This is a genomic window from Ensifer sp. ENS10 (assembly GCF_014852025.1).
Taxonomy (GTDB): Bacteria; Pseudomonadota; Alphaproteobacteria; order Rhizobiales; family Rhizobiaceae; genus Ensifer.
On the sequence record NZ_JACVAS010000004.1, the window covers coordinates 412,172 to 429,517 of the forward strand.

General features: G+C 62.8%; 18 protein-coding genes. 3 read left to right on the plus strand and 15 right to left on the minus strand.

The features are described from left to right. Window positions 1–11: 11 nt before the first annotated feature. The 8 genes from IB265_RS17720 to IB265_RS17755 all read right to left on the minus strand — a co-directional run bounded on the left by IB265_RS17720 (window position 12) and on the right by IB265_RS17755 (window position 7,667). Entirely contained in the window at window positions 12–1,346 is a 1,335-nt protein-coding gene (locus tag IB265_RS17720; RefSeq protein ID WP_082615914.1) for an MFS transporter, read from the minus strand. 39 nt (window positions 1,347–1,385) lie between these two features. Further along, complete coding sequence (gene benD / locus IB265_RS17725) at window positions 1,386–2,174, minus strand: benzoate diol dehydrogenase BenD (RefSeq protein WP_057251963.1); 789 nt, start codon at window positions 2,172–2,174, stop codon at window positions 1,386–1,388. After that, complete coding sequence (gene benC / locus IB265_RS17730) at window positions 2,171–3,193, minus strand: benzoate 1,2-dioxygenase electron transfer component BenC (RefSeq protein WP_057251964.1); 1,023 nt, start codon at window positions 3,191–3,193, stop codon at window positions 2,171–2,173. The genes benD and benC overlap by 4 nt, the downstream gene beginning before the upstream one ends. Window positions 3,194–3,232: 39 nt before the next feature. Beyond that, a complete protein-coding gene (gene benB / locus IB265_RS17735; protein WP_057251965.1) occupies window positions 3,233–3,721 on the minus strand; it encodes a benzoate 1,2-dioxygenase small subunit in 489 nt (162 codons plus the stop codon). After that, on the minus strand, window positions 3,718–5,076 hold the full coding sequence (locus IB265_RS17740; protein WP_057251966.1) for a Rieske 2Fe-2S domain-containing protein: 1,359 nt from the start codon (window positions 5,074–5,076) through the stop codon (window positions 3,718–3,720). Before IB265_RS17740 ends, benB begins: the two co-directional genes overlap by 4 nt. Before the next feature lie 96 nt (window positions 5,077–5,172). After that, window positions 5,173–6,111, minus strand: a complete 939-nt coding sequence (catA, locus tag IB265_RS17745) for a catechol 1,2-dioxygenase (RefSeq protein ID WP_057251967.1) — start codon at window positions 6,109–6,111, stop codon at window positions 5,173–5,175. Between the two features lie 73 nt (window positions 6,112–6,184). Continuing rightward, the gene (catC, locus tag IB265_RS17750) at window positions 6,185–6,475 is read right to left on the minus strand and encodes a muconolactone Delta-isomerase (RefSeq protein ID WP_057251968.1); all 291 of its coding nucleotides are present in this window, start codon (window positions 6,473–6,475) and stop codon (window positions 6,185–6,187) included. Between the two features lie 10 nt (window positions 6,476–6,485). Beyond that, window positions 6,486–7,667, minus strand: a complete 1,182-nt coding sequence (locus tag IB265_RS17755) for a muconate/chloromuconate family cycloisomerase (protein ID WP_057251969.1) — start codon at window positions 7,665–7,667, stop codon at window positions 6,486–6,488. A gap of 150 nt (window positions 7,668–7,817) precedes the next feature. Here IB265_RS17755 and IB265_RS17760 point away from each other — a divergent pair, with 150 nt between their 5' ends. Beyond that, complete coding sequence (locus IB265_RS17760) at window positions 7,818–8,759, plus strand: LysR family transcriptional regulator (RefSeq protein ID WP_057251970.1); 942 nt, start codon at window positions 7,818–7,820, stop codon at window positions 8,757–8,759. On the opposite strand, the gene IB265_RS17765 is transcribed toward IB265_RS17760, so the two are convergent. The 6 genes from IB265_RS17765 to IB265_RS17790 all read right to left on the minus strand — a co-directional run bounded on the left by IB265_RS17765 (window position 8,752) and on the right by IB265_RS17790 (window position 14,510). Then, window positions 8,752–9,633, minus strand: a complete 882-nt coding sequence (locus IB265_RS17765; RefSeq protein WP_113511394.1) for a sugar phosphate isomerase/epimerase — start codon at window positions 9,631–9,633, stop codon at window positions 8,752–8,754. The two genes, IB265_RS17760 and IB265_RS17765, sit on opposite strands and share 8 nt — an antisense overlap. Then, a complete protein-coding gene (locus IB265_RS17770) occupies window positions 9,633–10,838 on the minus strand; it encodes an NAD(P)/FAD-dependent oxidoreductase (protein ID WP_057251972.1) in 1,206 nt (401 codons plus the stop codon). The genes IB265_RS17765 and IB265_RS17770 overlap by 1 nt, the downstream gene beginning before the upstream one ends. A 120-nt stretch (window positions 10,839–10,958) precedes the next feature. Continuing rightward, window positions 10,959–11,903, minus strand: coding sequence for a substrate-binding domain-containing protein (locus IB265_RS17775; RefSeq protein WP_057251973.1), 945 nt, complete (start codon window positions 11,901–11,903; stop codon window positions 10,959–10,961). Window positions 11,904–12,003: 100 nt separating this feature from the next. Continuing rightward, on the minus strand, window positions 12,004–12,315 hold the full coding sequence (locus IB265_RS17780) for a MocE family 2Fe-2S type ferredoxin (protein ID WP_057252119.1): 312 nt from the start codon (window positions 12,313–12,315) through the stop codon (window positions 12,004–12,006). 8 nt (window positions 12,316–12,323) lie between these two features. After that, the gene (locus tag IB265_RS17785) at window positions 12,324–13,358 is read right to left on the minus strand and encodes a sterol desaturase family protein (RefSeq protein WP_057251974.1); all 1,035 of its coding nucleotides are present in this window, start codon (window positions 13,356–13,358) and stop codon (window positions 12,324–12,326) included. 150 nt (window positions 13,359–13,508) lie between these two features. Beyond that, window positions 13,509–14,510, minus strand: a complete 1,002-nt coding sequence (locus IB265_RS17790) for a LacI family DNA-binding transcriptional regulator (protein ID WP_192494935.1) — start codon at window positions 14,508–14,510, stop codon at window positions 13,509–13,511. Between the two features lie 158 nt (window positions 14,511–14,668). Between IB265_RS17790 and IB265_RS17795 the strand changes: the two genes are divergently transcribed. Then, window positions 14,669–15,394, plus strand: a complete 726-nt coding sequence (locus IB265_RS17795; protein WP_057251975.1) for a glutathione S-transferase — start codon at window positions 14,669–14,671, stop codon at window positions 15,392–15,394. Window positions 15,395–15,414: 20 nt separating this feature from the next. Here IB265_RS17795 and IB265_RS17800 read toward each other — a convergent pair whose 3' ends face one another. After that, window positions 15,415–16,548, minus strand: coding sequence for an aminotransferase (locus IB265_RS17800; RefSeq protein WP_057251976.1), 1,134 nt, complete (start codon window positions 16,546–16,548; stop codon window positions 15,415–15,417). 186 nt (window positions 16,549–16,734) lie between these two features. On the opposite strand from IB265_RS17800, the gene IB265_RS17805 reads away from it, so the two are divergent. Beyond that, on the plus strand, window positions 16,735–17,304 hold the full coding sequence (locus IB265_RS17805; RefSeq protein ID WP_192494936.1) for a helix-turn-helix domain-containing protein: 570 nt from the start codon (window positions 16,735–16,737) through the stop codon (window positions 17,302–17,304). Window positions 17,305–17,346: the final 42 nt, after the last annotated feature.

Here is a 17,346-nt window from a genome sequence, read left to right on the forward strand (position 1 = left end):
ATCGCCGTTCGTTAAGCCGTCGCCAGTTGCACGACCTCGTCGCGGCGGGCGTTGCTGATCGCAAAGACCAGCATGGCGAGCGCCGAGATCGCAGCCGGGATGGCGAAGATCGCGAAGTTCTGCTGCAGCGGAAACTCCTGCGCCAGGAGCACGCCGCCAAGCGTCGGGCCGACGATGGCGCCGATGCGACCGACGCCCGAGGCCCAGCCCAATCCGGTAGAGCGGACCGAGAGGTTATAGAGCTGCGCCACGCTGGCATAGAGCAGGATCTGCGTGCCGATCGTGGTGGCGCCGGCGACGAACACCATGAGGAACAGGAGGGTCGCCGGCGGATTGAAGCCGATCAGCGCGATCGACAGGGCTGCCGCGACGAAGAATCCGACCACCACCTTCGGCAGGCCGAACCGGTCGCCGAGCCAGCCGCCGGCAATGGCGCCGACCATACCACCGAAATTCAGCGAGAAGAGGCTGAGCAGGCTTGCCTTCTCCGCATAGCCGGCTTCCTGCAGCACCTTCGGCAGCCAGGACGACAGCAGGTAGACGAGCAGCAGGCAGCAGAAGAACGCGACCCACAGCATGATCGTGCGCAGGGTGCGCTGATGGCGGAAGAGTTCCAGGACCGACGCCGAGGCGCCCTTCGTTTCGGCGAAGACCAGCCTGTCGGCCGCACCGATACGCACGCCGGGATCGATCTTCTGATAGATCCGCTTCGCTTCGTCCTGCTTGCCCTGACGGATGAGGAAACCGAGCGATTCCGGCAGCTTCCAGAGGACCACCGGCAACAGAAGCAACGGCACCGCGGCGATAAAGAACATCGGCTTCCAGCCATAGGATGGGATGAGGCCGATGCCGAGGCCGGCCGCCACCATGCCGCCGACCGAATAGCCGGAGAACATCAGCGCCACCAGGGTGCCGCGCAGACGCTTCGGCGCGTATTCGTTCATCAGTGCCACGGCATTCGGCATCAAGCCGCCGCAGCCGAGACCGGCGAAAAACCGGAAGATCTTGAACTGTTCGGGCGAACCGGCAAGCCCCGTCAGCAAGGTCGAGACCGTGAACAGCACGAAGCTGATGGCGATGCCCTTCTTACGGCCGATCCGGTCGGCGAGCGGGCCGAAGATCAGCGCCCCGAACATCATGCCGAACAGTGCCCAGGCCTGCAGCGCGCCGGCCTGCGGCTTGCTCAGTCCCCATTCGGCGATCAGCGTCGGCAGCACGGTGCCGGCGACGAAGACGTCATAACCGTCGACAATCAGCAGCAGCGCTGAGAGCGCAACCACCATCCACTGGAAGCCCCCAAGGGGGCTCCCGTCTATTGCCTCATTCACATCGATAGAGCGCATCATCTCCTCCCCAGGTCGTTGCGCGTTTCAGATAGAGAGCCGTCAGCCGAGATCGCCGCCGGCGACCGGCAGCACGCTGCCGGTGATGTAGGAGGCCTCGTCGGAGGCCAGGAACAGAATGGGTGCCGCCTGCTCTTCGATGCTGCCGTAGCGCTTCATGAAGCTCGACTGCTTTACCTGGGCGACGACGTCGCCCATCCAGGCCCTCTCGGCGTCGCTGTCGCCCGCGGCATTGCGCGGGACACGGCGTGGCGGCGCCTCCGTCCCACCCGGCGCGGTCGCGACGACGCGGATGTTGCGCTCGGCAAGTTCCATCGCCAGCGACTGGGTGATGGCGTTGACACCGCCTTTCGCCGCGGAATAGGGCACGCGCTGAATGCCGCGCGTCGCATTCGAGGACACGTTGACGATGGTGCCGGCGCCGCGCGCAAAGAGATGCGGCAAGACGGCATGACAGCAATAGAGCGTCGGCATCAGCGAGCGGCGGATTTCCGCATCGATCTGCGATGGTTCGAATTCGGCGAAGGGCCGCATGCGGATCGCCCCGCCGACATTGTTGATCAGGATGTCGATGCCGCCGAAGCGTTCGGCGGCAAAGCACATCGCCGCAGCGGCGCCCTCGTGGGTCTCGAGATCGGTGTTGTAGGCTGCCGCCCGATCGCCCCCGGCCTCCGCCGCCACCTCTGTGACGAAGTCGGCGCGGTCGACGAACAGCACCTTGCCGCCTTCAGCCGCAGCACGCAGCGCCACAGCGCGGCCGATGCCCTGAGCGGCACCTGTGACCACGAGCACCTTGCCGGCAAAGCGCCCTTCAAAACGGGCCGCGCTCATGCCGCCTCCTTCGCCAAGACGTTCGGCGTGAACTTCTCGTAGTGGAAACTGTTGGGCACGATACCGGTGTCGTCGAGGTGCTTGCGCACGGCGTCGACCATCGGCGGCGGACCGCAGAGATAGACGTCGACGTCGCCGCCATTGAGCAGCTCTTCCGGCATGTGCTGGGTGACCCAGCCCTTGCGCGGATGGCTGGAGGCAGCGTCTGCCACGACTGTGCTGCAGGTGAAATTGGCAAGCCGTTTGGCATGGGCCTCGATCTCATCGACAAGCACGAGATCCAGGTCTCGGGTGACGCCGTAGATCAGGTGGATCTTCTGCTGCGCGTTGGCCTGGGCCAGCACTTCGAGCATCGACAGGAATGGCGCAAGACCGGTGCCGCCGGCTAGCAGCAGCAGGGGGCGTTGGACTTCTCTCAGATAGAAGCTGCCGAGCGGCCCTGTCAGCTCGAGTTTCGTCCCGATTTCCGCGCGCTCCAGCCAGCTGCTCATCAGGCCGCCGGGGATCTTCTTGATCAGGAAGCCGAGACGCTGTTCACCCGGAGCCGAGGAGAAGGAATAGGAGCGACTCTGGCCGCTGCCGGGCACATCGATATTGACGTATTGCCCCGGCAGAAAGGCGGGTGCTGCGTCCACGTCCAGCTCCAGCACGATCGCCGCATCATTGTGCGGGGTGACCCGCGCAACCGTTGCCGCGAACTTCTGCTGCCCGGTCTTGCAGGCGGCCGAGGTCGTCGGCACCGCGATGACACAATCGCTCGACGGCTTCATCTGGCAGGTCAGCACCAGACCGCTTTCAGCCTCGTCCGATGTCAGCGCATCGTCGATGAAGTCGTCGCCGAGGTCATAGGCACCGCTTTCGGCGCGGCACTTGCAGGTGCCGCAGACACCGTCGGAACAGTCCATCGGCAGGTTGATCTTGTTGCGGAAGGCGGCGTCGAGCACCTTCTCGTCGTCCCTACATTCGACGAAACGGGTGACGCCATCCTCGAAATTCAAAGCGATCCTGTAGCTGGCCATGGTTGCTCCTCCCAATCCCTTGTCGTCAGGCGGCGGTCATCAGATGTGGTAAACGTCGATGACCTGGCGGATGTAGTCGTTCTTCAGCACGATCTTCTTTTGTGAAATCACGAGCTCTTCGCCGCTTTTGCGCAACGTCACAAACATGGTGCCGAAGAAGTGGTCGGTGACCTTGTAGCGGTGGTTGAGCGTGTGGAAGTTGTAGCGGACATCCACTTCCTCGCCACGGTCGGCCAGCAACTCGACATTGGTGACGTTGTGGCTGGTGCGCGGCTCTGGCGTGGAGGCGCCCGAGCGTTCGGTCTTGATGCGGAAGACGCGATCCTCCAGGCCGTCGCGGCTCGGATAGAAGATCAGCGAGATCTCAGACTGCGGATCTTCGGTCAGCTGATCGTCATCGTCCCAGGCCGGCATCCAGTAGGTGACGTCGGGCGCATAGCAGGTCAGCCATTCGTCCCATTCGCGGTCGTCGAGCAGGCGCGCTTCGCGGTAGAGGAAGGCGCAGGCGGTGTCGTAGGAGATCCTCATGCGACCGCTCCCTTCGTCTCGGAGGCAAGTGCTGCGCGCATCACCTTCGCCCAATATTCGTGCTGGCGGACGAACAGGCCTTCGTCTTCGCTGCGCTCGCCCGAGAGCAACGGTTCGAGGCCCATGCGCTTGGCATTGTCGTCCGGACCGTCAATCCAGAGCGGCGCCCCGCGTGACAGGTCGTTCCAGAGCGCGGTGATGCCGGCATAGCCCTGCTGGCAGGCGCGGAATTCTTCGAGATCGTCGGCAGTGCCCATGCCCGAGACGTTGAAGAAATCCTCGTATTGGCGGATGCGCAGAGTCCGGTCTTCAGCACTTTCGCCCTTCGGCGCGAAACAGAAGATGCTGATCTCGGTCTTGTCGACGCTGATTGGACGGGTGACGCGGATCTGCGTGCTGAACTGGTCCATCAGGAACACGTTCGGATAGAGGCAGAGGTTACGCGTCTGGTTGACGATGAGATCCGCCTTCACTTCGCCGACGCGCGCCTTGATCTCCTCACGGGCGTGGAAGACCGGCCGGACCTCGGGGTTCATGGTGTTGGTCCAGAGCAGAATATGGCCGTTGTCGAAGCCGTAGACGCCGGCAATCGAGCGGCTCCAGCTGCTCGCGTCGACCGCCTTGGTGCCCTCCTCGTGGCGGCGGCCCATGGTCGCGGCATAGTTCCAGTGCACGGAGCTGACGTGATAGCCGTCGCAACCGTTTTCCATCTGCAGCTTCCAGTTCCCATCGTAGATGTAGGAGGAATTGCCGCGCAGCACTTCGAGCCCGTCGGGCGCCTGGTCGACAATCTGGTCGATGATGACCTTGGTCTCGCCGAGATAATCCTCGAGCGACGAGACATCAGGATTCAGGCTACCGAAGAGGAAGCCGCGATAGCTCTCGAAACGAGCGACGCGCTTCAGGTCGTGCGAGCCATCTTTCGCAAATTGCGGCGGATATTGCGTGGTCTTCTCGTCCTTCACCTTCAGGAGTTTGCCGGTGTTGGAAAAAGTCCAGCCGTGGAAAGGACAGGTGAAGCTGCCCTTGTTGCCATGCTTGCGCCGGCAGAGCATCGCGCCGCGATGGGCGCAGGCATTGATGACCGCGTGCAGTTCGCCTGATTTGTCGCGGGTGACGACGACAGGCTGGCGGCCGATATAGGTGGTGTAATAGTCGTTGTTCTCGGGGATCTGGCTCTCGTGGGCGAGGTAGACCCAATTGCTCTCGAAGATGTGCTTCATCTCCAGCTCGAAGAGGTCTTCGTTGGTGAAGATATCGCGGCGGCACCGGAACATCCCGGTCTCATGATCGTCCTCGACTGCGGTGGCGAGCAGATCGTCGAGGGCCTGGGTTTTGTCGATAACTGCAGACATGGTTCTTCTCCCGCAAACGGCTGATCCGTGCTCGGTTCGGCTATTGCAACAATGTCGGTGTGGGGGCGGCGGCTCAGTCGGCCGCCGCAACAATGATCAGGCGGCGGCGCGCCTGCGCTGCTCGTTGATCTGGTTGTCGACGCCATTCACCAATGAGGTGAGATGAATGTCGAATTCGATCTCGGCGAAGGGGCCGGAGAGACCGTTCGCCTTGATGCTTGCCTCGTCGGTCCGCTCGGTAACATCGGGCACCAGGCCGTCGCGGGTCGCATAGGCGAAGTCGTCGTTGACCAACGGATCGCCGGCTATGTTGATCTGGGTCGTCAGCTTGCGATGACCGTCGGCGCTGATGAAGAAGTGAATATGCGCCGGGCGCTGGCCGTGACGCCCGAGCGCCGAAAGCAGCTGTTCGGTCGGGCTGCCCGGCGGCACGCCGTAGCCGTGCGGCACAATGCTCTGAAACTTGTAACGGCCCTTGGCGTCGGTGACGATCGTGCGGCGCATATTGAACGGCGCCTGCACACCGGTCGGGTCGAAATGCGAATAGAAGCCGCGGGTATCACAGTGCCAGACTTCGACCGTCGCACCTTTCAGCGGTTGGCCGGCGGAATCATAGACGGTGCCGTGCATGATCAGCGGGTGACCGTTGGTGTCCCGGCCGTCATCAAGACGGGCGAAGCCTTCCGATGCCGGTGCGCCGGCGACATAAAGCGGCCCTTCGATGGTGCGCGGTGTCGGATTCTTGATGCCGAGCTCCTCGTCGATAGCGTCGAGACGTTCGTCGAGGAAGTGGTCGAGGCCGAGGCCGGGCGAGATCAGGCCGGCCTGGCCGGCAGCACCGATTTCGTTTAGCCAGGCAATGCCGGTCCAGTATTCGTCCGGGGTGATGTCGAGATCGTCGATCGCCTTGAACAGGTCCGACATCAGCCGGTGCACGATCTCTTTGACGCGCGGGCTGCCGCCGTCCTTGTCGAGGCCGCTCAGAACCTTCAGGAAACCTTGCGTCTCCGGCTTGTCGAAAATCTTCACGCTCATGATAAATCCTCCACTTGGATAGTTTGAAAGCGGGTGCCGCCTGCCAACCTCCCGGCGGCGGCCGAACGAAATCTCAGGTGTCATCCTCCCGGACTGACGACGGATGCCGAAGCAGCGGCGTCACCTCGATGTCCATGAATTTGAACAGCGGCAGACCCGAGAGGATCTCGTGCAGCTCGGCATTGTCCGTGACGTCAAAGACGCTGTAGTTGGCGTACTGGCCGGCGATCCGCCAGATATGCCGCCACTTGCCGCTCTGCTGCAGCGCCTGTGAATAGGCCTTCTCTCGCGCGAGAATCTGGGCCGCCTCTTCAGCGGGCAGGTCATGGGGAATGCGAACATCCATTCTGACGTGAAACAGCATCAGCCGATCCTCACTTCGCAACACTGATGGTCTTGCGCAGCCCTTCGCGCGCAAAGAACTTCAACCGGTCTTCGTCGAGTTCGACGCCCAAACCCGGCCCATCCGGCACCGTCAGTTCGAAGTCGCTGTAGTCGAGGGGCGTTGCCAGGATTTCCTCCGTCAGGAGCAGCGGACCGAAAAGCTCGGTGCCCCACTGCAGATTGGCAAAGGTCGAAAACACATGGGCGGAGGCCACCGTGCCGACAGCGCCTTCGAGCATCGTGCCACCGTAGAGCTCGATGCCGGCGGTATCGGCGATCGCCGCCACGCGCTGCGCATTGAACAACCCGCCGCTCTGCTCGATCTTGACCGCGAAGACGTCAGCGCCCTTGGTCTTGGCAATCTCGAAGGCCGATTCAGGCCCGGTAAGGGACTCGTCCGCCATCAGCGCCACCGGGAAGCGGCGGACCAGTCGGTTGAGCGCTGCCGTCGACGCGACAGGCTGTTCTACCAGTTCGCAACCGGCATCGGCGAGCGCCGCCATGCCGTAGGACGCCTCGAATTCGCTCCAGGCCATGTTGACGTCGACGCGCACCGCACCGCGGTCGCCCAGCGCCTGCTTGATCGCCGCCACATGGGCGATATCGTCCTTCAACGGCTTCGCGCCGATCTTCAGCTTGAAGATCCGGTGGCGGCGAAGGTCGAGCATCTTTTCGGCCTCGGCAATGTCCATGGCGGTGTCACCGGAAGCGAGCGTCCAGGCGACCGGCAGCCGCTTGCGCAGCGCTCCGCCCAGGAGTTCGCCGACCGACAGGCCGAGACGCTTGCCGTGGGCGTCGAGCAGCGCCGTTTCGACCGCGCTCTTGGCGAAACGGTTTTCCTTCACCGCTTTGCCGATGCGCGCCATTAGCGCCTTCACGCGGGTCACGTCCTCGCCGATCATGACAGGCGCGAAATAGGTATCGATCGCCAGCTTCATGCTTTCGGGGCTCTCGCCACCATAGGCGAGACCGCCGATCGTCGTGCCTTCGCCGATCCCGACGGTGCCGTCGCTGCAATGGACCTTCACCAGCATCAACGTTTGGCCGGTCATGGTCGCGACTGAGAGCTTGTGCGGCCGGATCGTCGGCAGATCGACCAGTATCGTTTCGACCCGTTCGACGACGGAGACGAAGGCTGCAGTCGGAGAGATGGGTGCAAGGGTCGTGTTCATGGCGTGACTGTGCGCCGCGCACTGGGTGGCGTCCAACACCAAATAGGTTCTCTATGATACCTTCATGGTATAGTGCGATAGAGATTTCGCAGATTCATGCGGTTACCGCACTGCAACATACCGCAATGGTAGGAAAATGAGGGCCTGAATATGGATCTGCGCCAGCTTCGCTACTTCGTCGCCGTCGCCCGTGAGCGCAACTTCACCCGCGCCGCCGAGCAGCTGCATATCGCCCAGCCACCCTTGAGCCGGCAGATCCAGCTTCTGGAGGAAGAGCTGGGCGTGCCGCTGATCATCCGCGCGAGCCGTCCGGTCCGGCTGACGGAGGCGGGCCGGTTGTTCTACGAGCAGTCGCTGCAGATTTTGGGGAGAGTCGAGCAGATGGTTGAGGCCACGCGCCGCGTCGGTCTCAACCAGAACCGCGTCCTGTCCATCGGCTTCGTCGCCTCCACGCTCTATGGCGGGCTGCCGACACTCGTGCGCAAGCTGAGGCAGAATGCGCCGGAACTCGATATCCGGCTATTGGAGATGGTGTCGGTGCAGCAGATCGCCGCGCTCAAGGAGGGCCGAATCGATGTCGGCTTCGGCCGGCTTCACCACAGCGATCCCAATGTCGTCGGCATCCTCATGCGCGAAGAGCGCCTCGCCGTGGCGATACCCGAGGGCACGCCGCTAGCCGAAGACACGTCGCCCTTGCCCTTGAATGCGCTCGCCGGCCAGAAGCTGATCGTCTATCCGAAGGAGCCGCGGCCGAGCTATGCCGACCATGTGCTGAGCCTGCTTCATGCCCACGATGTGCGCCCTGCCGAGGTGCATGAAGTGCGGGAGATCCAGAGTGCCCTTGGCCTCGTCGCCTCGGAAGCCGGTCTGTGCATCGTCCCCTCCTCGGCGCGTCAGGTGCGGTCAGACGTCCACTACCGCATGATCGAGGGGGAACGCGCGACCTCTCCTGTCATCCTCAATCACCGGGTCGGCGACAATTCACGCCACATTGAGCTGATCAAGCAGTTGATCGAAGAGATGTATGCGGAAAACCCGCCTTGGCTTGGCCTCGAGCACAATCTGCCATTCCGGCCCTCCTTCGTTAAATGACGGGGTCCGGCACGCACGCGCCATGCGTTCGGTTGCCCGAAGGGTCTGCGCTCTCAGCCCACACATCCAGCACCAACTGCCGAAGCAAAAGCGCCTCCGCCCACCGGTCCGTCGTGTCGTGGCCGTCCCTGTCGGTGATCGCATAGGGTCTGGGGCCGAGCTCGCAGGTCATGACCAGTTCGGCATCGTCGGCGGCACGGGATCGCCAGTGGCGAAAGCCGTAGGCCCACCAGTCGCGGAAGAGATCGACCCAGGGGCGATGCTGCGGAAAGGACATCTCGATCTGGATCTGCTGGCACGAGCCGACGCGGCCGTGGAAGGCCTGGGCGTTGTGGAGGATGCGCCGGACCTGGGCGTGGCTTTCCTCTTCGACCGGAAAGGCAAACTCGCGGCCGACCAGATAGTGCGAGAGATCGGCGAGCAGCGGCAAATCGGGGCGCCGGTCCAGCAGGTCCAGCGTGAACAAGAGGTCGCTGGTGATCCGGTGGCGATGGGTTTCGACATAGACGGGGACACCCGCCCTTTCGGCGAGCCGCATCCATCCGTCCAGAAGCGGCAGGCAATCTTCCACCCGGCGCGGGCGGACGTCCGCCTGCAGGTCGATGTGGCTGACAGGAAATTCGCTCGCCAGTTCCAGGGTCGGGCGCAGGTCCTCGACGCTCCGGGGAAAACAGACTCCCTCGATCTTCAATCCGGTGCCGCGGATCACTTCGTTGAGGCGGACGACGTCATCACGGTTGGTGTAATGCGCGCTGATGCCGTCGAACCCGGCCTCGACGATAACAGCGATGTTTTCCTCGAGACCGCGTTCGCAGCCGTCCGCATGCCGGCGCTCCATCGCCCAGAGCGACTGAAAGACAAGCAACTTCTGCATCAGGCCGCCCGCGCGTTCTTCAGAAGCGCCTTCAGGTTCACGCCGGGATCAGCAAGCGCTGCGGGGTCTGGATTGATACCGGCGGCAATCAGCATCTCGGCGAGCTTGATGTCCCTGGCGACGCTATTGCAGGAACCGAGGCCCGCCGCGGCAAGGAGGCGCCCATCGTCCAGGTAGAACTCCAGCTCGCCGCCGTCGAGTTGGCGGATCACGCTCTGATGCTCCGGCTGCGGCAGGCCCGCGACCTGCAGACCGAGATCGTACTGGTCGGTCCAGAACCAGGGGATTGCGCCAAAAGCTTCCTTTCCGCCGACCATGTTGCGGGCCGCGGTCTCCGCCTGGCTGCGCGCATTGCGCCAGCTCTCGAAGCGAATGTACCCGCCGCCCGGCTGCGCCACCGCGGCGCAGTCACCGGCCGCAAAGATGTTCGGGTCACTGGTGCGAAGAAAACTGTCCGTCAGGACGCCGTTTCCGGTGGCAAGGCCCGCCGCCTCGGCGAGCGCCACATCTGGCAGAACGCCGATCGCCGCGACGACGATATCGGCAGGCACCGCGCTGCCATCGGCGAGGAGAACGGCATCGTCGGTGATCGCGGCCATCCCCTGACCGAGATGAAACGCAACGCCTTCATCCTGATGCCGCGCATGGAGCTTGGCGGCAAAGCGCGGTGGAACCGCGCGTCCGAGCGGCTTAGCCGCCATCTCGATAACGCTGACGGTTATGCCTTTGCCGCGCAGAACGGCCGCGAGCTCCATGCCGATCAGACCACCACCGATGATGGAGATACTTTTTCCCGGGTCGGCGCTGGAGAAGATTGTCGCCGCATCCGCATAGGTGCGAAAGTCGAGCGCGCGCTCAGCCCCAGGGCATGTCAGCCGCCTCGGGCGAGCGCCGGTCGCAAGCAGCAGCTTGTCGTATGTAAGCGTCCGCCCGTCGCTGAAAGCGACAGACCGGGTATCCGGATCGAGGCTCAGGGCCGATACGCCCTGGAGGTAGTCGATGCCGGCAGCCTGGAGCGCCTCGGCGCCGCAGATCGGCTTCATCTGCACCGCGCCGTTGAGCGGCTTCGACAGTGGCGGGCGCTCATAGGGCAGATGCGGTTCCGTGCCGACCAGCGTGACGCTGCCGGTAAAGCCCGATTCACGCAGCGCAAAGGCCGCGCGGGTGCCGGATTCCCCGGCGCCGATGATGACGATGCCATTCATGGCTTGCTCCAAAGATCATAAGTTGGAGCGGGATGCGGGCGGAAAACCGCACGCACTGTTCCTCATCCCGCTCAGGAAAGGTGGCCGGCGCAGGCAGGAGAAATGCGCCGGCCGGGAGGATCAGTTGCGAGTCGCGTAGTCGGCCATGTTCTTGGGCGTGACGAGCTCGAAGGGAACCATCACTTCGCGTTCGACGGCCGTGCCGCGCGCCAGCGCGACGGCAGCATCGAGCGCGCTCGCCGACTGGCCCTTGGCATTCTGGAACACCGTCGCATCGAGATCGCCCGCGGCCATAGCGGCGAGACCATCCTGCGTCGCATCGATGCCGACGACGATCACGTCGTCCATCGACACGCCGGCGGCTTTGAGCGCCTGTATGGCGCCGATCGCCATTTCGTCGTTGTTGGCAAAAACCACGTCGATCGGGCGCCCGGCCGTGATCCAGTTGGTGGTAAGGTCCATCGCGTTGGTGCGCGTCCAAGCGGCGGACTGCTCGTCGGCGATGGTGGCGCCCTTGCAGTCGCCGGCAGCCAGCGTCTCCTTGAACGACAAGGTGCGGTCCCGCGAGGCCTGGTGGGCGAGATCGCCCATCAGGATATAGACCTGCGCGTTACCGGCCTTGCCCTTTTCCTTGAGCAGCGAACAGGCGGCCTCGGCGCCCAGCTTGCCGGAGTCCGTTTCCCGGCTTCCGACATAGGCCTGCTTTACCGGCAACTGGGCGACATTGTCCGGCTGGAGGTTGAGATAGACGAGCGGGATGCCTGCCTTCTCTGCCGCCTCGCTTATCCCTGGAGCGGCGGAGGTGTCGGCGAGCGTGGTGATGATCGCGTCGACGCCCGACGCGATGAAGTTGTTTACCTGGTTGAGCTGCTTGGAGACGTCGGTCTGGGCGTCCTCAATCTGGACATTGACGCCTCCGGTTTCCGATGCTCTGGCGCTGATGCCTTCACGCAGGAGCGTCTGGAAGTTGTTGTCGAAGCTCTGCATCGAGACACCGATCGTCTCCGCCGAGGCAGCACTTCCCATCAAGGCGGCAAGAGCAGCCGCCAGGTACATGGATTTCATGATTTCCTCCCAATGGGTGCCGGATCACCCGAGTGCATTCCGGGGGTCCCACGGACCCGATCAATGCTCGAGTGGTTCGAGCGCGCGGTAAGCGCGGGCCCTAATCGAGGGCCACCCGAACCTCGCCGTCGACGATTTCGGCGGGATAGGTCTTCAGGTTCTCGCAGGCGGGAAGCCTAAGGGCTTCGCCGGTGCGGTAGTCGAAGGCGCCGGAATGCTTGGGACATTCCACTTCGAAGTCCATGACCAGCCCATCGGCGAGATGGATCGCCTCATGGGTGCAGAGACCGGCGGTGCAATAGACGCTGTCATCCGGCCCGCGGTAGACCGCGTAGGTGCGGCCGGCGTGGTCGAAGCGGATCGCCCCTTCCTGCTCGATGTCATCCAGTTTGCAGGCTGGTACCCAGGTGATCACGTTGCTCATTCTGCTGCCTCCCCGATCGTGTTGCGCGCCTTGCGGGCTGCGAGTTTTTCCTTGCGCTTGCGGTAGCGCTCCTGCATCCGCGCCTCGCCTTCTTTGGAGCCGTCGTGCCAGGTGCCGAACCAGCGATCGAGCGGGATCAGGGCGTCGCCATAATTCACCTCGAAATACTTGTGGTGCAGGTAATGCGCATAGGCGTGGCTATCGACGAGTGTCTCTTCGCCGACCTCGACCTTGTCGAAGCCGACATGGCCGGGAATGGCGCCGAAGCCCGCATAGTGAAGTTGGTAGAGCATCAGGATCGGGTTCGACGGCAGCACCAGGTGGTAGAAGGCGGTGCCGAAATAGAGCAGGTGCTCGACCGGATGCATCGACAGCGAGGACCATGGCGACGGGTTCACCGAATTGTGGTGGACCGAATGCACCCACTTGTAGAGCAGCGGCGTGTGGATGAGCCGGTGGACGCAGAAGAAGTGGAACTCGTGGATCACAGGCACGACGAGCGCGACGAAAGCGAGCGTCCAGGGATTTTCCGCGAAGCTCAGCCAAGGCGCATAGCCATTGGCATAGGCCCAGAGCATGGCGACCTCGACGGCGGTCCAGATCGTCACGCCTGAGAGAAAGGTGCGCAGGATGTTGTCGAGGTTCTGGCTCTCGAACCAGAAAGCCTTGCTCTTCTGCTCGGCCGGGAATTTGCCATTGTACTTGAAGCGGTTTTCCTGCCGTTTCAGCACGTAGAGGTGCAGTTCGAAGGCGCCGTAGAAGAGGAAGACGCAGACCGCGTTCACAACGTAGAGCCATGCGATCCAGCCGATGCTCAAAGTCTGCATCGTCTCGATCGGCGGGATTACCCAGGCCCAGTAGGCGACGGCCGAAGCGGCGAAGATCGCGTTCCACGGAAAGAAATAGTGCGGCAGCCACTTCAGGAGCGCCAGCAGTTTGGGCGGAAAGGCAAACAGCGGCGCCGTTTCGATCGGCTGGTTCGGTGCCCAGTCGCCTCGCTTGTTGCGCGTTCCATACTTCAAGTCGTCCATAACGCTCTCCTCCCGGCGGATCGCGGGCGTTCCGCACAAATTCCGATGAAGGAGAGCGCCTTCCGGTTCGCTCGGGACCGCGCTCTCCTTCTTGATAAAAATCTAGCAGGAGGCGTTCTGAACGGCGAAGCCTTGTTTGATCAAATCAGATCAAAGGCTCTCGGCGGTGATGGTGATGAAGCGAATAGGCGCCTTGTCCGGTTCCAGCTCTGAAAGGCCGATCCGGCGCAGCACAAGGTCAAGGGCGCGGCGGGCCTGCGCCTCGGGCGCCTGATCGAGCACGACGTCCATGATGCCGTCGCCGAGAGCCTTGCGCGTATAATCGGTCAACTCATGGCCTACGAAGAAAATCTCCATGCCGCGCGGATGCCGGCGAAGAACATCGATCAGAGCGGCGTTCGCGCCGCCGGCATTGTAGAGCCCGGCCATTTCTGGATACATCTCGAGCGCCGATCGCAGCGCTTCGGCGCCGTAGTGCTCCTCGTCGCGGGTGAAGCCCAGCCACTCGAACCGGCGCTCGCCCGGATGCTCCTGGAAATAGTCTGAAAAGCCGCTGAGGCGATCGCGATGGACCTGATAGATCGGGTGGCAGAGGGCAACAACAGGGCCGCTCCTGCGCGCCATGCGGGCGATGAAGAGTGCCGCCGTTCGTCCGGCCGCGTAGTTGTCGATGCCGACGAATTCGCCCTGCTTCTCGGACTCTCGTGTAACGACATGGATTACCGGCACCCCGCGCGAAACGACGGTCTCGACCGCGGCGCTGATCAGCGGACTGTTGGGCACGGCAAGGATCAGGCCAGCGCGCGGGACCTCGGTCGCAAGAATCCGCCTGGCAATCTCGTCCGGCTTCATCTCCTCGGTGAAGCTGCGTTGCACCACGACAAGCGGATCGAGCGTCTCCGCGATCCTTTCGAACGCTTTGGAGAGCCGGCGATAGAAGGTCGTTTCGGGGCGGACCATCAGCACGTCGATGCGCAAAAGACCGCGATGGGTGTCGGGCAGCGTGCGCGGATAGTTCAGCGTGCGCGCCGCAACAACCACCCTCTCGACCAGTTCGGGGCGAACGCCGCCACGTCCGTTGAGCACCCGCTCGACCGTGGCCGTTCCGACACCCGCCAACTCTGCAATGTCGCGATAGTTCGGCTTGCTCACCCTGGCATCCTCGCCGGATTTCAGATGCGTCTCCACAGCGCCATAGCATGTGTCGCGGCCAGTTCGACAGAGCGCGCCTTGCAATTGCTGTGTTGCCCTCGCCCTAAACCGCCGATGGCCTATATCAACCGGGTATTCGAGATCGGCAGAGGGCTTCCATGACCTATGAGTTGTACTACTGGGACGGCATTCAGGGCCGGGGCGAATTCGTGCGCCTTGCGCTCGAAGACGCAGGCGCCGATTACGTCGACGTTACGCGCGAACGGGGCCGCGGCACTGGCGAAATGATGAAGCTGATGGAAAACACTGCCGAGCCACGCATCCCTTTTGCGCCTCCGTTCTTGAGGGATGGCGACCAGATCATTTCGCATGTGGCCAACATCCTTTTTTACCTCGGCCCGAGGCTCGGGCTCGCGCCCAAGGAGGAGGCGCTGCGCTGGTTCGCCAACGGTCTGCAACTCACCATCACCGACTTCATTGCCGAGGTGCACGACACCCACCACCCGATCGCAACCTCGAAATACTACGAGGAGCAGAAGGTGGAGGCGAAGGACCGGGCGATCGAATTCGTCACCAACCGCCTCCCCAAGTTTCTCGGCTACTTCGAACGGGTGCTTGAACAAAACCCCGATGGCAGCGGCCACGCCGTCGGCGACGGCGCAACCTATATCGATCTCTCGCTATTCCAGGTGATCGAAGGGCTTCGCTATGCCTTCCCGAAGGCGATGCGCCATTACGAGCGGCAATACTCCGAGCTTTTGAAGCTGCACGCTTCGGTGAAAGCGAGGCCGAACATCGCCGCCTATCTCGCGTCGCCGCGACGCCTGGCTTTCAACGAGAACGGTATCTTCCGCCGCTACCCTGAGCTGGATATCGAGCCCTGAAGGACAATCCCGCCTGCTCCTTACGCGGCGGCAGACTGTTGCTCGCGAAGAAACCCGGACAGGCGCTGCAGACCCTCGCGAAGAATGCTTTCGCTGTTGGCGTAGCCGATCCTGAGATAGCCCTCCATATCCATTGCGCTGCCAGGCGTCAGCATCACCCCGGTGCGCTCTAACAATCCGAGGCAGAATGCTTCGGAGGTCATCGGCAGATCGTATTTCAGTAGTGCCGTGGTGCCCGAATGCGGCTTGACCCAGGAGATCCGCGGTTCGCTGTCGACCCAGTCCGACAGCACCGCGAGGTTGGTGCGGGTAATGCTCCGGCTGCGCGCCAAGATCTTGTGGCGGTTTTCCAGCGCCATTGCCGCGAAGTGATCGTCCAGCATGCCGACGCTGATCGTGTTGTAATCGCGGTGGATCGAAACGGCATGGATCAGTTCGGGTGGCGCGACGATCCAGCCGAGCCGCAGGCCGGCGAGAGAAAACGTCTTCGACATGCCGCCGGTGCTGACGCCCTTTTCGTAGAGGTCTGCGATCGATGCCGTCAAACCGTCGCCCTCTTGATCCGTGCCGCGATAAACCTCGTCGCAGAGGATCCATGCGCCGCAGCCGCGCGCGATACCGACGATCTTTTCGAGGTAGCCGCAATCCATCAGCGCGCCGGTCGGGTTGTTCGGATTGTTGATGGCGATCAGCTTCGTGCCGGGGATAGCGAGCCGCTGCAACTGCTCGAGATCAGGCAGGAAACCGGTCTCCTCCGTCAGTTTCAGGATCTGCGTATCGGCGCCATAGCTTTCCGGGATCGAATAGTGCTGCTGGTAGGTCGGCAGCACCGAAATCACCCGGTCGCCCGGTTCGACGAGAGTCTCATGCACCAGTGCATTGGCGCCGATCGCACCATGCGTGGTGACGACGTTTTCGATCGCCTGTTTCGCATAGAGGCTTGCGATCTGCCCGCGCAGCCGTTCGGAACCCTCGATGGCGCCATAGGTCAGCTTCAGCGGCAGCAGTTCGGCAAGGATCGTGTCCGTCTTGCCCGCCATTTCCAACAATTCCGCCACGGTCAGCGATTCAACGCAGGTCTCGGCGAGATTCCATTCGCAATGGTTCTCGTAGCGGTTCATCCAGATTTCGACGCCGAAGTCGCGGATTTTCATGTCAGTGACCTTTCGAATGTTGGGCTATGGCTGCGAGTAAGCCGGACCTGTCGGCGACGTTGAGAATTGTCGCTTGCTGTGACATGAAGCCCTTCCTGTTGGCACAGCTGCGCATGTGGCCTCCGTCGCGGTCGGAGGCACCAGAAATGGCTGGCCGTTGATGGTCGATCCGTATAGAAGAACGATATGAGCAATATATTGCACAGTCAAGATCGATCCGACGTGCTGACCCATGTCGCGGACAATCTCCGGCGCATCCGCATGGCGGCGGGACTGAGCCAGACGGCACTCGCCAAAGCCTCCGGCATCAGCCGCCGCATGATCGTCGCAGTCGAAGGCGCTGACGCCAACATCAGCCTCTCCAGCCTCGACAAGCTGGCGGCTGCGATGAATGTCGGCTTCGTCGATCTCGTCAGGGACCCGTCTCGCCAATCCCGCGACAACATCGAAGCTGTGACCTGGCGCGGCCAACAGGCAGAGAGCGAAGCGCGGCTGCTCGCTTCTGCCCCTGCTACGTCCGAAGCCCAGATGTGGCTCTGGTCGCTCGCCCCAGGCGAGCGCTATGACGCCGAGCCCGACCCGCAAGGGTGGCACGAAATGCTGTTCGTAACGGAAGGCACCTTGACGCTTGAGGTCGCTGGCGTGCGCAAGCGATACGCCAGCGGTACCTTCGCGGTCTATAGCTCCGCCCAGGCCTATGCCTACATCAATGACGGTGGCGAAGTCGTGCGGTTCGTCCGCAACGTCATTTCCTAACTCACCGGTAGCCGCCTAACAGACACAGCCCGGCGGGCAAGA